The organism is Proteiniphilum sp. (assembly GCF_034927365.1).
Lineage (GTDB): Bacteria > Bacteroidota > Bacteroidia > Bacteroidales > Dysgonomonadaceae > Proteiniphilum.
The window spans coordinates 24,588-40,630 of the sequence record NZ_JAYFQD010000018.1; the positions used below are offsets into that span (position 1 = coordinate 24,588).

At 43.5% G+C, this 16,043-nt stretch carries 11 protein-coding genes; 3 read left to right on the forward strand and 8 right to left on the reverse strand.

Annotation, left to right across the window (positions count from 1 at the left end):
• Positions 1–45: 45 nt before the first annotated feature.
• The 8 genes from gyrA to tilS all read right to left on the reverse strand — a co-directional run bounded on the left by gyrA (position 46) and on the right by tilS (position 12,842).
• The gene (gyrA, locus tag VB073_RS12500; protein WP_323404520.1) at positions 46–2,565 is read right to left on the reverse strand and encodes a DNA gyrase subunit A; all 2,520 of its coding nucleotides are present in this window, start codon (positions 2,563–2,565) and stop codon (positions 46–48) included.
• Between the two features lie 171 nt (positions 2,566–2,736).
• Positions 2,737–6,036 (reverse strand): preprotein translocase subunit SecA, encoded by a 3,300-nt coding sequence (gene secA / locus VB073_RS12505; RefSeq protein ID WP_323404604.1) that lies wholly within the window; start codon positions 6,034–6,036, stop codon positions 2,737–2,739.
• Positions 6,037–6,259: 223 nt separating this feature from the next.
• Entirely contained in the window at positions 6,260–7,849 is a 1,590-nt protein-coding gene (locus tag VB073_RS12510) for an alkaline phosphatase family protein (RefSeq protein ID WP_323404521.1), read from the reverse strand.
• Positions 7,850–7,874: 25 nt separating this feature from the next.
• Positions 7,875–9,110 (reverse strand): DUF4105 domain-containing protein, encoded by a 1,236-nt coding sequence (locus VB073_RS12515; RefSeq protein WP_323404522.1) that lies wholly within the window; start codon positions 9,108–9,110, stop codon positions 7,875–7,877.
• Between the two features lie 242 nt (positions 9,111–9,352).
• Positions 9,353–9,610: a type B 50S ribosomal protein L31 gene (locus VB073_RS12520; protein ID WP_019540833.1), complete on the reverse strand. Its 258-nt coding sequence runs from the start codon at positions 9,608–9,610 to the stop codon at positions 9,353–9,355.
• Positions 9,611–9,831: 221 nt separating this feature from the next.
• Positions 9,832–11,103 carry a serine--tRNA ligase gene (serS, locus tag VB073_RS12525; RefSeq protein WP_323404523.1) on the reverse strand — a complete coding sequence of 424 codons (1,272 nt, stop codon included), beginning with the start codon at positions 11,101–11,103 and terminating at the stop codon, positions 9,832–9,834.
• A 113-nt stretch (positions 11,104–11,216) separates the two neighbouring features.
• Positions 11,217–11,354, reverse strand: coding sequence for a hypothetical protein (locus VB073_RS12530; RefSeq protein ID WP_323404524.1), 138 nt, complete (start codon positions 11,352–11,354; stop codon positions 11,217–11,219).
• A gap of 150 nt (positions 11,355–11,504) precedes the next feature.
• Positions 11,505–12,842, reverse strand: a complete 1,338-nt coding sequence (gene tilS, locus VB073_RS12535; protein WP_323404525.1) for a tRNA lysidine(34) synthetase TilS — start codon at positions 12,840–12,842, stop codon at positions 11,505–11,507.
• A gap of 144 nt (positions 12,843–12,986) precedes the next feature.
• On the opposite strand from tilS, the gene pheS reads away from it, so the two are divergent.
• From pheS to VB073_RS12550, 3 genes are read left to right on the forward strand one after another with little or no spacing between them, the layout of a single operon-like run.
• Positions 12,987–14,006 (forward strand): phenylalanine--tRNA ligase subunit alpha, encoded by a 1,020-nt coding sequence (gene pheS / locus VB073_RS12540; RefSeq protein WP_323404526.1) that lies wholly within the window; start codon positions 12,987–12,989, stop codon positions 14,004–14,006.
• A 12-nt stretch (positions 14,007–14,018) separates the two neighbouring features.
• Positions 14,019–15,098, forward strand: a complete 1,080-nt coding sequence (locus VB073_RS12545) for a DUF4831 family protein (protein WP_323404527.1) — start codon at positions 14,019–14,021, stop codon at positions 15,096–15,098.
• Positions 15,099–15,150: 52 nt separating this feature from the next.
• Complete coding sequence (locus VB073_RS12550; RefSeq protein WP_323404528.1) at positions 15,151–16,020, forward strand: DUF3298 and DUF4163 domain-containing protein; 870 nt, start codon at positions 15,151–15,153, stop codon at positions 16,018–16,020.
• Positions 16,021–16,043: the final 23 nt, after the last annotated feature.

Here is a 16,043-nt window from a genome sequence, read left to right on the forward strand (position 1 = left end):
AAAAGTTTAATTAAATTATGATTTTTATTGCTTTATAACCATTCGTTAATCAATCACTGTTTCCTCGTTTTCTTCAGAAATATTTTCTATTTCTTCATCATTCGAATTCACTTTACAAACAGATGCAATCTGATCGTTCCTTTTTTCCAAATTGATCAGGCGAACTCCTTGTGTGGCACGCCCCATAATACGAAGATCGGAAATTTTTACACGTATTGTAACTCCAGATTTGTTAATTATCATTAAATCATTATCATCTGTTACACTTTTGATTGCAACGAGCTTTCCGGTCTTCTCTGTTATGTTCAGAGTCTTCACACCTTTTCCTCCTCTGCGAGTGATCCTGTACACAGGTTCACCATCTTCATCATTGAGTTTGGTCCTTTTACCGAATCCCTGTTCCGATACCACCAGGATTGTATCTTCGGAATCCGGCTTCATGCAGATCATTCCTACCACGCAATCCTGGCCATCTTCGTCCAACGTCATTCCTCTAACTCCGGTAGCAGTACGCCCCATGGGACGGACATCCTCTTCAGCGAATCGTATGGCACGACCGTTACGGTTTGCAAGGATTACATGCTGGTTTCCGTCGGTCAGGCGTACAGATATTACCTTGTCGTCTTCACGAATGGTAATCGCGTTTACACCGTTTTGTCTCGGCCTTGAATAGGATTCGAGGGGTGTCTTCTTTACCACTCCTTGTTGAGTACAGAAGAGCAGATTATGCGAATTGATATACTCCTTGTCTTGTAATGTTATCACCCGGACAAATGCATTGACGGCATCATCCGAATCGATATTCAGCAGATTTTGTATAGCTCTTCCTTTCGAATTTTTAGACCCTTCGGGAATTTCAAAAACGCGCAACCAGTAGCATTTCCCTTTTTGGGTAAAGAAAAGCATATAATTGTGCGTGGTAGCGGGATAGATATATTCCACAAAATCTTCATCGCGGGTATCGGTTCCTTTAGCCCCTACTCCACCTCTGTTTTGTGTCTGGAAATCAGCCAATGGAGTGCGTTTGATATATCCCATGTGGGAGATGGTGATAACCATGTCATCATTGGCATAAAAGTCCTCCGGATTCATCTCTTCTGAAGCAAAGATAATCTCCGAGCGGCGTTCGTCACCATATTTTTCACGGATCTCGATCAGCTCGTTCTTGATTACTGTCATACGAAGTTCTTCATTAACCAGAATTTCATTCAAATAAGCGATCAACTTCTGTATCTCTTCGTATTCAGCACGCAACTTATCCTGTTCCAATCCGGTGAGTTGTCTCAAACGCATCTCAACAATGGCACGCGATTGGATCTCACTAAGAGAAAACCGTTCCATCAATCGTTGTATCGCTTCTTGGGGTGTGGATGAACTACGGATAATGGCTATTACTTCGTCTATATTATCGGAAGCAATGATCAATCCTTCCAGGATATGAGCACGCTCTTCGGCTTTGCGCAGTTCATATTTTGTACGTCGTATCACCACGTCGATACGGTGCTCCACGAAGAGTCCGATCATTCGCTTGAGCGACAATAACTCCGGACGACCCTTTACCAGTGCAATACTGTTCACGCTGAAAGATGATTGTAATGCCGTAAGCTTATATAATTTATTCAGTACGACATTGGCATTACCATCGCGTTTGATATCCACCACAATACGCATACCGTCCCTGTCCGACTCATCGTTGACATTGGAGATACCGTCGATCCTTTTTTCAGAAACCAGATCGGCGATATGCTTGATCAGGTCGGCTTTATTGACCAAATAGGGAATTTCGGAGATGATGATCTTGTCATGGGGTTTACCCGTCTCGATTTCCGCTTTCCCGCGCATGACAATACGTCCCCTACCCGTTTCGAAAGCTTCCTCTACACCTTTATAACCATAAATATATCCTCCAGTCGGGAAATCAGGTGCTTTGATATATTGCATCAAGCCCTGGGTATCGATATCCCTGTCATCTATATAGGCGATAATCCCGTTGATACATTCAGTGAGGTTATGCGGTGCAATATTGGTAGCCATTCCCACGGCAATCCCAGACGAACCATTGATAAGCAGGTTGGGGATACGTGTGGGAAGTACGGACGGTTCTTGCAGTGTATCATCGAAGTTCAATTGAAAATCGACTGTCTCCTTATCGATATCCCTGAGCATTTCTTCTGCCAGTTTGTTCAAGCGGGCTTCGGTATATCTCATTGCCGCAGGACTATCGCCATCGACACTCCCCATATTACCCTGACCATCCACCAGTGTATAACGCATACTCCATAGCTGTGCCAGACGTACCATTGCATTATATACAGAGGAGTCACCGTGAGGGTGATATTTACCCAGTACTTCACCAACAATTCTTGCGGATTTCTTGTGGGGTTTATCAGCGGTATTACCCAATTCCGACATACCGTACAAAATACGGCGATGGACCGGCTTAAAGCCGTCACGTACGTCCGGAAGGGCCCGGGAAACAATAACCGACATCGAATAATCGATGTACGACGATTTCATTTCATCTTCTATATTAATCTTGATGATTCTGTCTTCCTGATCAATCATATTTAAAAGTGATTTTACTCCTCAACTTATATTTATATACGACTTATTTACAGTAGAATAAAAAAAATATATTCTCTGAATTTTGAACAGACTAAATTACTGCTTTTTTCCGTATTTAACAAAAAAAACAGGAAGTTTATTACTCCCTGTTTTAATTTTCTTTACCGACATTTATGCACCGTGACAGTTTTTATATTTCTTTCCGCTACCACAGGGGCAAGGATCATTTCTTCCCACTTTTTTCTCTACACGTATCGGTTCTAATTTCTGAGGTGGTCTTTGTGGTCCTCCACCATTGTTATTCCCTGATAACGGCATACTATCCGAGTCCTCTTTCTGGGTACGGTACTTGCTATAATCGGTCTTTTGCTCGGGGGCAGCCCGGCGTACACTTCCGGGATCCTGTATGGGTATCTGACCTCTCATCAGAATGGAAACGGCCTTCGAATTGATATTATTGACCATTGTCCGGAAGAGGTTAAACGACTCCAATTTATAGATCAACAGCGGATCTTTCTGCTCGTAACTCGCATTTTGTACGGATTGACGCAATTCATCCATTTCACGAAGATGCTCTTTCCAGTCCTCATCAATCGTATGCAGGAGGATCGATTTCTCAAAGGCTTTTACCAGTGCCTTCGAGCCTGTTTCATATGCCTCTTTAAGGTTGCATGAAATATTATATACCCTCTTCCCGTCTGTAATTGGTATAAGGATATTTTCATACATGGCACCCTGATTTTCATAGACCTGTTTAATAACCGGATGAGCGATCTCTGCCAGTCGTTCCGTTTTCCGCTTAAATGTTTCAAAAGCCTGATTCGTTATCGCCTGCAGTTGGTTGTCCGTTTTCATTCTCTTCATATCCTCTTCCTTGAAAGGAATATCAAGCGCCATTACACGGAGCAGGTCGAGTTTCATGCCTTCGTAATCATCTTCATTGATCTCCACAATATTCTTTGTGGTTTCAGTGATCATATTGGCGACATCATTATCGATACGCTCACCCATCAGGGCGTGACGGCGACGGCGGTAAATCACTTCACGCTGCGAGTTCATCACGTCGTCATACTCCAGCAATCGTTTACGGATACCGAAGTTATTCTCTTCCACCTTCTTTTGAGCGCGTTCTACCGATTTACTCAACATATTGTGTTCCAGGACATCGCCTTCCTTGAACCCCATCCGGTCCATCAGGCCGGCAATCCTCTCTGTAGCGAAGAGGCGCATCAGGTCGTCTTCCAGCGAAACGAAAAAAACACTCGATCCAGGGTCTCCCTGACGTCCGGAACGTCCTCTCAACTGCCGGTCTACACGACGCGACTCGTGCCGTTCCGTACCGATGATAGCGAGACCGCCCGCTTTACGCACCTCGGGGGTAAGTTTGATGTCGGTACCACGACCGGCCATATTGGTGGCTATTGTCACCATACCCTTTTGTCCGGCATTTGCTACAATCTCGGCTTCACGTTGGTGTAGTTTGGCATTCAACACGTTGTGTTTAATCTTACGAAGAGTGAGCATACGGCTCAGCAATTCCGAAATTTCTACAGAGGTAGTACCCACAAGTACCGGACGACCTTTGGCGATAAGAGCCTCGGTCTCTTCAATCACTGCCGTATATTTTTCACGTTTGGTCTTGTAGATACGGTCGTTCTGATCATCACGGATAATAGGCCTGTTGGTGGGGATCACCACCACATCAAGTTTATAGATATCCCAGAATTCACCCGCTTCGGTTTCAGCCGTTCCGGTCATACCGGCCAGCTTGCTGTACATCCTGAAAAAGTTCTGTAACGTAATGGTTGCAAAGGTTTGTGTGGCTGCTTCCACCTTCACCCTTTCCTTTGCTTCGATCGCCTGGTGCAAACCGTCGGAATAGCGACGTCCTTCCATCACACGGCCGGTCTGCTCATCCACGATCTTTACCTTGTTGTCGATCACTACATACTCATCATCTTTTTCGAACAGCGTATATGCTTTCAACAATTGATTGACGGTATGTACACGTTCCGACTTCACCGCATAATTTTGCAGCAACTCATCTTTTTTCGCTGCTTTCTCTTCATCCGAAAGGGAAGAGTTTTCCAGTTCCGACATCTCCGATCCAATATCGGGCAGGACAAAGAAGTAGGGGTCGTCCGATTTCCCGGTCAGCAGATCGATTCCCTTATCTGTCAGCTCGATACTATTTTGCTTCTCATCAATCACGAAATAGAGCGGATCAGTTACGACATGCATATTACGCATCTGCTCCTGCATATAGAATGCTTCGACTTTGAGCATAGCCGCCCGGATTCCTTGCTCACTGAGGAACTTGATAAGAGGCTTGTACTTTGGCATCCCTTTATAGGAGCGGAAAAGCAGTAATGCCCCCTCTTCCTGTACCTTAGGATCGGAAGAGGCCATCTTTGCTTTTGCTTCCGCCAGAAGATGGGTTGTCAGTTCGCGTTGTACCTTCACTATCATCTCAACCCGCGGACGGAACTGATCATATAACTGGTCATCGCCTTTGGGCACCGGTCCTGAGATAATCAACGGGGTACGGGCATCGTCAATCAATACCGAGTCCACCTCGTCCACAATCGCGTAATTATGCTTGCGCTGTACAAGGTCTTTGGGCGACACTGCCATATTATCGCGTAGGTAATCGAAACCGAATTCGTTATTGGTTCCGAAGGTGATATCCGATTCATATGCTTTACGACGGGCATCGGAATTAGGTTCATGCTTATCGATACAGTCGACCGACAAACCATGGAACATGTACATGGGTCCCATCCACTCCGAGTCACGTTTCGCCAGATAATCATTCACGGTCACTACATGTACCCCCTCGTGAGTAAGTGCGTTAAGGAAGACAGGAAGTGTAGCTACCAACGTTTTACCTTCCCCGGTAGCCATTTCGGCAATTTTGCCGCGGTGCAATACCACTCCTCCGAAGAGCTGCACATCATAATGAACCATATCCCAGATAATCTCATTCCCTCCCGCAATCCAGTGATTTTGATAGATAGCCTTATCTCCGTCAATGCGGACAAAATCGTGGCTCGCAGCCAAATCACGGTCGAAATCGGTAGCGGTAACCACAATCTCATCGTTCTGCGTAAAACGACGGGCCGTATCTTTCATAATAGAGAATGCCTCGGGAAGTACTTCTTCCAGCACCTTCTCATATTTTTCGGTCACTTCTTTTTCCAGTTTATCCACCTGATTCCAGACCGTTTCACGTTTATCCAGATCAATTGCATCGATACCGGCCTTAAGTTCCTCAATCTGCGCTTTATCTTCAGCGACATATTCCTGGATACGTATTTCAAGCTCTTTTGTCCTGGCGCGCAGCTCGTCGTTGGAGAGTCTTTCTATCCCGGCATAAGCCTCTTTTACTTTTCTCACGACCGGATTTATTTCGTTCAGGTCGCGTTGTGCCTTGTTGCCGATTATTTTTGATATAAAATCATTCCATCCCATATGTATATTTGTTCTATTGTGAGGCTCAAACAGGATAGTGGGTAGGTCTAATCGCCTTTCCACCTTTCCATTTCTTACCTCCTATTCGTTGTATTATTAAAAAAAATGTAATAGTTATTGCTGTTAAACAAGGCTTTGATTCTGCTCTCGTTTATCGAAAAAATTCAATTTCGTTAGACTTTTTCTACGTTCGATATAGCCCAAACTTGTTTGGACTATATTCTCACTTTCCGAAAAGTTCAACTAAAATCTTCGCTTTTGCGGCGTTGGGAGCGCGGATACGCAACCGATATGCAACACTGGGTGCTATTTCGGTAGCATCAATAGTTCTTTCAACTCTTTGAGGTTTGATATCACTCCCAAAAAATATCACCGGAGCTACAACAGCATTATTCCTGACTCTTTCGTTCTGATCTGACTGAGTGTCTACTATTCGCCAACCGGGTTGTAACTGAAGGAAGAGATCAGCCGAAACACCTTTATAAATACCATTTCTATAATATTGTAAATCTGGGTTATGAGCACCATGCAACATCTGATAGGATGTGATCACATCCTGGATACCGGCCGATTGTACTAAAAATTCGGCAGCTTTCTGCTGAAATTCCTTTAGATCGATCTTCTTATCCTCAATCAATTTTCTGTCGAAAAAAAATTGCCTGTCGTAATATTTCTTGATCCACTGTTCTCTACCGTAGAGAGCCATCAGGTACATATTGAGAAGCGCCTGACTCCGATCGGGATAGAAATCGCCACCTGAAGTAACCATCTCTTCAGGGATAATCTCCTGCTCATCGAAATAACCGGTAGACACCACAAATATAAGTGTATTTTTAAGACCCACGGAAGCGTCAATAGCATCAAGAAGCCTCTCCATTTCCTGGTCGAGACGGTAATAGGTATCCTGAATTTCTACAGAGTAATTCTTATCAAGGGCTTTTTCATAATTTCCGGCATAGAAGGTAAGCGCCAGGAAGTCAGGATTCATCCTTTTCCCCAGTGATCCCGCCTCGAGCAGCCTGAGTGCCATGTCGTTCACCTCTTTATTCACATAGGGTGACTGTTTGAAAAGGCGGATATTGTCTTTCTTGTCGACTCCGAAATAGTGTTGAAAATTATATTTGTTCCGAGTATATGGAAAAACATCATAACGATTAACATCAATGGCTGGACGCCATGTGATACTACCGATCGTATTACTAAGCGATTGCGTACTGCGGTTATGCTGATCTACAACCGGTTGTTTTGCCTTGTAAAACGTAGAGGTTGCCCATTTTCCGTTGACATCCTCAATCCAGAAAGCACCACTGGCGGCATGTCCTCCTGAAGCGAAAGCCTGAGAAGCATCAGGGGCAAAGGCCAGTATATCCGACTGTCCCGCTGAAGCCACTTTAAGCTCGTCGGCAATAGTGGATACCTTGATGGGAAGAGGTGAGAGTTTTTCTGTAGTGAAATTTCCCAGATAGTTATCGTCGAAGAAAGTGGATATCTCAAGATTTGATTCAACCAGATATTTATTTTCAGCCATAATTCCATGATAGGAAGGATTGGCCCCGGTAAAAATTGTTGTGATGGCAGATGCTTTGTTCAGATTTGGAAAGTCATAGTATATATTGTTGTACACCAACCCATTCGTTAACAATCTGTTAAACCCCCTATTCCCGAATTTATGTCTGAACATCTCCAGATAATCACCCCGGAACTGGTCTATGGTAATACTCACCACCAACTTGGGTATTTCACCTGAAGGCATTTGCGCAAAAAGCGTCGTAATTGAAAAAAAAGCAACCAGCGAAGATAATATTCTAACCATGTGTATATTTCTGTCTTTTAGCGATCTAAAGCCCTCCCCACCCTGCTTTCAGGTGCCTGCTTGTAGTGAACTGCCTATTTTTTAACCGCCTCTTTCTCAACATATAAATGTTTGTACCCGATCTAAGGCACAAACTCATTGAAAATGGGATTGTTGCCCAAGGTAATTGCTGCGGTATCAACCACCATAACAAAAGGAAAAGCATTAGGAGTGCAAAGTTAATAAAATGATAGAAATAAACCGCCTTATTTGCTGATTTCATCCAGAAGAAAAAAGCAGCAATCAGCGCAAAGGGATTCAACCATACAAAATTCCAGTTGGGGTTGGTTGCTGGGTGTTCCGAGAAATACATCAATACCAGAAGGATTATTCCGGCCAATCCGGCAATTGCAAACAGAATAGTATCATAGAGCCTGGTAAGTTTTGTCTGATTCATTTTAACAACCTGGATCATCGAGATGAGTATGGTAAGAAACAACAATACGAATGCTGTCAATAACGGTGTAAATACAACCCCTTCTTCTCTTTTATTTTTCTCTTTATCAAATGGTAAAATAATCTCGCTGTTTTTCACTAATGGCTCAGTTAAAGAGTCGCCTCTCTGAATGATTGCCCCTTCGAAAGAGTCCATCAGATAGGCCGGAATAAACATTTTGGTCCTTACATTAATGGTACTGTCAGCCGAACTTCCTATCAACAGGTCGATACCGAATCGGAACCAGGGATAACCATCTACACATTCATGTACAAGATCGCGATACGATTGGGTGGGTGTAGTTGCAGGATATTCGATCCTGCCATCTGTATATTTCTCCACCATATCACGGGGACGGGTCGCACAATTATCATAGAAATAGTTATATCGATAGCCACAGTTTTCCGGCAAAGCGTTGATAAACAGAGCCTGGTACAATTGTTGTTTTTCGGCCGGAGAGAGATTCAGTTCCTGTTCTGTCACTTGTTGCCCCTTATATCCATATTCATTGATAAACGAATCAAAAGGAATACCACCAAGAATATAATCAGTCTTTCCCCGCACGAAGTTATACAGGAAATGAGGTTGTGATGTATCAAAATAGCCATAATTATAGACCACATCCACACCGGTGGAATCGTCCAACACACGAATGGCGGTATGGCCGAAAAAACCATAGACCACAGCATACCAGGGCGATGCTGTCAAAAGGCTTATTTTTGCGTTATCATTGAGTTGCATCTGAGCCGGAGAAGGGATCGTACATAAAATGACAAGCAAAAGCATCAAAAGCTTTTTTTGACGAAAAAAATGGCAGAAATCTATTGGTAGTGTGAATTGTTTCATCCCTTATTTATTTGCTTTATCCGTATATCAGTGCATTTCGCGTCACCATGAATCCATAGCGGCAAGAAACCAAGCAAAAGTACATAATTTTACCAGAAACTCAAACATACTTTAAAGACAAATAGCGGCGATCCCTGTCAGACCGCCGCCATTTGTTACATTAAAATCCTTTGAAACGGGATTTATTTATTCTTGTTACGATTTCCGTAACGGCTCATAAACTTGTCAACCCGTCCTGCCGTATCTACCAGTTTTTGTTTTCCGGTATAGAACGGATGCGAAGAACTGGTAATCTCAAGTTTTACCAACGGATAAGTAACACCGTCTATTTCGATAGTTTCTTTTGCATTGATAGTAGATCGCGAAATGAAAATCTCTTCATTCGACATATCTTTGAAAACTACCGGGCGGTAATTGTTGGGATGGATCTCTTTCTTCATACTGATTTTTATTTTTTCCGGTCAGTGAAATCACTAATCATCAATGTGTAACCCTGTTTTGATGATCTTATGCAAACTCCATTGAACCTGCTGTTTGAATATTCTCAATTTTCGGTGTGCAAAGATATGACAATCATTTAAAATAAAAAAATAAATATCACTCTTTTTTCTGTTTGTACGGTTTCACCCCACTATTTCCGGTATGAGACCCTCTTGCAGTCTTAATCAATCAGATCAAAACCGCAGTATGGAACCAGCGGTTCCGGAATCCGTATGCCATCCTGTGTCTGATTATTCTCCAGTAATGCCGCCATGATACGAGGCAGGGCGAGTGCGCTGCCATTGAGGGTATGACAGAGTTCTGTCTTGCGATCAGCATTGCGGTAACGGCATTTCAGGCGGTTGGCCTGATAACTCTCGAAATTGGATACCGAACTGACCTCCAGCCAGCGTTTCTGGGCTGTAGAATATACTTCGAAATCGAAGGTCAATGCCGAAGTGAAACTCATATCACCACCGCAAAGGCGCAGAATACGCCATGGAAGAGTTAGCTTCTCTACCAACGTCTGTACATAGCTTACCATTTCATCAAGGCGATTATAGGAGTTCTCCGGTTTATCGATGCAGACGATTTCCACCTTATCAAACTGATGCAGACGGTTTAGGCCACGCACATCCTTCCCGTAGGAGCCTGCTTCACGACGGAAACAGGCCGAGTAGGCGGTATTCTTTACCGGGAGGTCTTTCTCGTCGAGGATCACATCCCTATAGATATTGGTCACCGGTACTTCCGCGGTGGGAATCAGATAGAGATCATCCAAACCCACATGGTACATCTGTCCCTCCTTGTCGGGTAATTGTCCCGTTCCGAAGCCGGAATCGCTATTCACCACATAAGGCGGTTGCACTTCCATAAATCCGGCATCACGTGCACTATCCAGAAAAAAGTTGATCAAGGCGCGTTGGAGTCGTGCTCCTTTCCCTTTGTACACAGGAAAACCGGCTCCTGTGATCTTTACTCCCAATTCGAAATCGATCAGTTCATATTTTTTTGCCAGATCCCAATGAGGAAGGGCATTATCGTCCAAAGACGGGATATCTCCCCCACTCCGCTCTATCAGGTTATCTTCGGCTGTACGCCCTTCCGGCACGGACTCATGGGGCAGATTGGGAATAGTAACCAACAAAACCTCTATTTTTTGTTCGGTATCTTTCAGAGTTTCCCCCAGTTCTGCGGAAGTTTCTTTCAGTAACCGTACCTTTTCACGTGCATTAGCCGCCTCGTCCTCCTTTCCCTCTTTCATGAACTGGCCAATCGACTTGGAAATAGAGTTGATCTCTCCCAAAATAGTATCGAGATGAGTCTGTGTCATGCGTCGTGTTTCATCCAGGTTGATAATCTGAGGGATAATCTCCCTGCCGTCGAAATGTTTTTTCGACAATTGGTGTATAACCTCTTCCGGGTTTTCGTTGATTCTTCTGAGTGTAAGCATAAAACTGTAATTGACCCGCAAAGGTACAAAAATTCCGGCATGGAAACTGCCGGAACAAAATTTAATTTAGCGATCAATAATGAACGCAAATAAAGCAGATAGAAAGGGAAACCTCAAAATAACTGGAAATGGAGACTTTCCCGCAATTCTCTCTCTTTTTGTTTTTTCTGTTGATAGTAACGGCTGACATAATAGGCAAAACCGACAAAAATACTCACTACCACCAAATCTTTGAATGTATTATTTTTCATACTTATTATTATAATTGAAAATTAAGATGTTTGATGTCAAGAAATCAAGAAGTTGAGAAGTCAAGAATAGTCTTGAATCTTGGTTCTTGGTTTCTTCTTATATTATAGATGCAAAAAAATGAAAAAGGTTGCATCGATTCCGGAATTTTTTTACTTTTTGCTTGCTATATGCTCATTATCTATCACTTCCATCACAAAAATATTGCTACTTTCTTCCGTCACCTTATAACGATCGTCGGGCCGTTCCCCTACAATCCATACGATTTCATCCCCGGAAAGAAGTATCCATGCGTTTTCTTTTTCCTTGAGATTGTATTTGCGGTCAGTAAAATAATCACTTACTTTCTTTCTGCCTTTCATCCCAAATGGGATAAACCAGTCCCCCTCTTTCCATCGTCTTAATGTAAGTGGAAAATTCAATCTACAGATATCGGCATACAAAAACCGTTTGTCCTTTTCTATGGAGAGTGGCATTTTCCCTTTCTTTATTTTCAGATGAAGGGGTTCGGTAATCTCTTCCGTTTCCGAATCGACATAAACCATGTCTACACTTGTATCATTGTCCGACTCACGGTCGAGGATAAAAAAATGGCGGTCCTTGATAAGTCGGTATGACCTGGAATGATATACTTTACCCGAATTGTTCTCCATACCAAGCCATATATCCTCAATCACCGACACACCAAACCCCAGCGGGGAAAGGATTTCAAATAAAATAGAGCGGGGAGATGCCGTTTCCCGAAGCTTCCGGATATCGATCTTATCATCCCGGAACAAATCTTTTATGGTATCACGTATGGAGGCATCATAGACTTTTTCAGTTTCGGCGAGGTTACAGGAGGTGCGCCAAATGGCTTCTCTTACCGACGGGTTTAACTTCTCTAAGTAAGGAATAATATTCAACCTGATTGCATTTCGCAGAAAGATATCGTCATTATTTGTGCTGTCGAACACATAAGGCATATCCCGTTGTGAAATATATTCCTCTATGTCGGTACGGGTAAGGCACAGGAGAGGACGTATTACCTTTTTATTTTTAGGCATAATACCGGTCAGCCCTTTGATACCAGTACCCCGGATCAGGTTCAGCAGGACAGTCTCTACCGAATCATCCCTGTGGTGTGCCACGGCGATGGCTTCGGCTCCATACTGACGACGGATAATTTCAAACCAGTCGTACCGCAGTTCACGTGCAGCCATCTCTATGGAGATCTTCCTGTCGGATGCATATTGCGTCGTATCGAAATCGATGGAGGTAAAGGGGATATCGATCTCTATACACCATTTCTTTACGAATGCCGCATCGCGCTCTGATTCCTCACCACGCAAATGGAAATTGCAATGAGCGGCTACGCACTGATATCCCGACAGAGTAAGGAGGTCGAGCAGTACCATGGAATCCATGCCACCGCTTAACCCTACGATGACTGTGGCGTCAGGCGTCAGTAGCTTCTCTTTTTCAATGAATCTGCGTACCCTGTCGATCATTTTTTTAATGATTTATCGGACAAAAGTACTAATTTAACCCTTATCCTACTGTGGTTTCTACCAAATCTTTCCCCAAAAACCGGGATAAATAGTAATAAAATATCTATTTTTGTACTGTATATAGGTTTATAAGATTCAATAACAATGATAGAAAAGATAGAGACTCTCCTCTCTGAAATTGAGCAACTGACGGTCTCCGCCCCGGAAGAGGTGGAAATGGCACGCATAAAATACCTGAGTAAAAAAGGGAGTATTTCTTCCCTGATGGATGATTTTCGTACTGTTCCTCCCGAACAAAAGCGGGAAGTGGGTATGCGGCTGAATGAGCTGAAGCAGAAAGCGACCGAAAAGATAGAATTATTGAAGAAACAGTTTGAAAATGACGGCGCGGCACATAGCAATATTGATCTGTCCCGTACGGCTTACCCTATCCCTTTGGGCACCCGTCATCCTCTCTCGATCATCAAAGAGGAGATCTGTGATATTTTCAAACGACTCGGATTCTCCATTGCGGAAGGTCCGGAAGTGGAAGATGACTGGCATGTATTTTCATCGCTGAATTTCGCGGATGATCATCCGGCGCGCGATATGCAGGATACCTTCTTTATCCAGAACGACCCTCAGATCGTATTGCGAACACATACTTCTTCGGTACAGACCCGCGTGATGGAGAAAACAGACCCGCCGATCCGTATTATCTGTCCCGGACGAGTGTACAGGAACGAAGCGATCTCTTACCGTGCCCACTGCTTTTTCCACCAGGTGGAAGCACTCTATATTGACAAGGATGTGTCGTTTGCCGATCTGAAACAGGCATTGCTTTTCTTTGCCAGGGAGATGTTCGGCGAGCAGACAAAAATACGTTTGCGCCCCTCCTATTTCCCCTTTACCGAACCTAGTGCGGAGATGGATATCTCCTGTAATATATGTGGTGGAAAAGGATGTCCCTTCTGTAAACATACCGGTTGGGTTGAAATCCTGGGATGTGGTATGGTAGATCCCAACGTGCTGCAAAACTGTGGCATCGATAGTAAAACTTATTCCGGTTATGCATTGGGGATGGGTATTGAACGAATCACCAATCTCAAGTATCAGGTGAAAGACTTGAGAATGTTTTCCGAAAACGACGTCCGCTTTTTGGAGCAATTCCAATCAGCTCACTGAAAATATAAAACAATGATGAAACTAAAATATTTGATCCTGACACTTATACTTGCGGTCACTGCCAATGTTTTTGCTCAGAAGACCACAAGGGTAAATGCCATCAAAGCAGACAACTGGGGTGTCATTTATTCATTGCCAAAGACTTCCTTCGAGGTGACGTTTCTGGTAAAGAAAACCACTTACCGCAAAGGTGAATTTTATCCTTACGCACAGCGTTATCTGGGGATAGATAATCCTGTGACCGAAGATCGGACGGTTTATACCCTGGAGGATATATCGCTGTTAAACAAAGGTATCGTTGATAAAACAAACTCTTTCATGGTAGAGTTTCGTCCCAAATCGTTGGATCCGTTCGTTTACCTGCGCGAAGACGGAGTCATTGTCACCATCAATGCAGATCCTGAACCAGAAACACCCCAGAAATTGGATATTCCCCAAGGGATCGCACCGACAGTTAATCCACGAAATTATTTGTCGCAGGAGACGCTTATGGCCGGCTCCACCGCCCGACAGGCAGAATTGGTCGCCCGGCAGATATTCAGCCTGCGAACCAGCAGAACGGATATACTGACTGGTGAAGCGGATAATATGCCTCCGGACGGAAATGCCTATAAGGTGGTGATGGAGGAGATCAACCTTCAGGAGAAAGCGTTGACGGAGCTCTTCATAGGGAGTGAGCAAACCGAATATTTTGTCCAGAGTTACACCGTCGTTCCGGATGAAAGGGATATTGATCGCAAGGTGATTGCCCGTTTTTCGGAGAAATTGGGTCCTATGGATGCCGACAATCTTGCCGGAGAGCCGGTTTATTTCTCATTGGTGAATAAAACCCCCAAGGTGGAGATGCAACTATCGGATAAGGATTTGAAACGATTGGAGACCAAACTCAGTGAAGGGATTGTATATAATGTTCCCGGAAAAGCGGCTTTGACCATCGAATTCAGGAACAAAGTGTTATCGAATAAGGAGGTCGATGTAGTACAGTATGGTACCCAGGACGTCCTTATCAGGAAAATGTTTGAAAACGCGAAGCAGCCGGTGAAAGTATATTTCTACCCTGAACTGGGTGCGATCAAACAGGTCATTCAATAGATATTCATCACCGTTTGCAATTGAGGCAGACCGGCATATAAACTGATTTTTTATGAAAACCAAAACAAGATCCATCTTATTTATCTCATTCATTCTCCTTTCTTTTGGAACAGGATTATTCACCAATTGTATTGGGGGTAGAGATGCAAAGTCATCCGGGATTGAGTATGACAGTATTGTCGTAGCGCGGCATATCCCTCTTTTACTGGAGAACGACACTACCCTTCCTTATGCCGATGTAAATGTCTCTTTTACCTATCCGGTGAAATTCCACGATAGTGAAAGCCTGGCACGCCTACAACAAATATTTATAGGTACATTCTTCGGGGACAGTGATTATGATATGCTCTCCCCGCAAGAGGCAATTGACAGGTATCTTAGTGAATATACAGAGAGGTACCAGTCGTTATCGAATTATTATTACGAAGACAAAGCACGCATTGGAGAGAAGATGCCGTCTTGGTACTGGTACATTATGAACAATACCAACAAGATGCTTTTTCAAAACGATTCTATATTGAGTTATGCAGTAGAATATAGTGATTATGAGGGTGGAGCTCATGGATCCTATAGAATCACATATACCAATATCGACCTGAACAAACTGGGTACCTTATCGGAAGAAGATCTATTCAAACCGGGGTATTTCAAGCCGCTTACGGAAAAAATTGTAGCCCAGTTGATGAAGGACTACGAAGCAACTGAGCCGGATTCCCTTCTCATGAAAGGGTTTTTCAATATTGAGGATATAGCACCCAACAACAACTTCTGGCTCGATGGAGAAAAGATTCATTACTCCTATAACCAATATGAGATTGCTCCTTTTTCTATGGGGGTAATTGATGTGTCCGTACCCTATTCGGAGTTATCGGATATCTTATTGCCGGATGGTATTATTGCAAGATATTTCCTGGGAAAATAAAACAAGGGAAAAATATTTTTAAA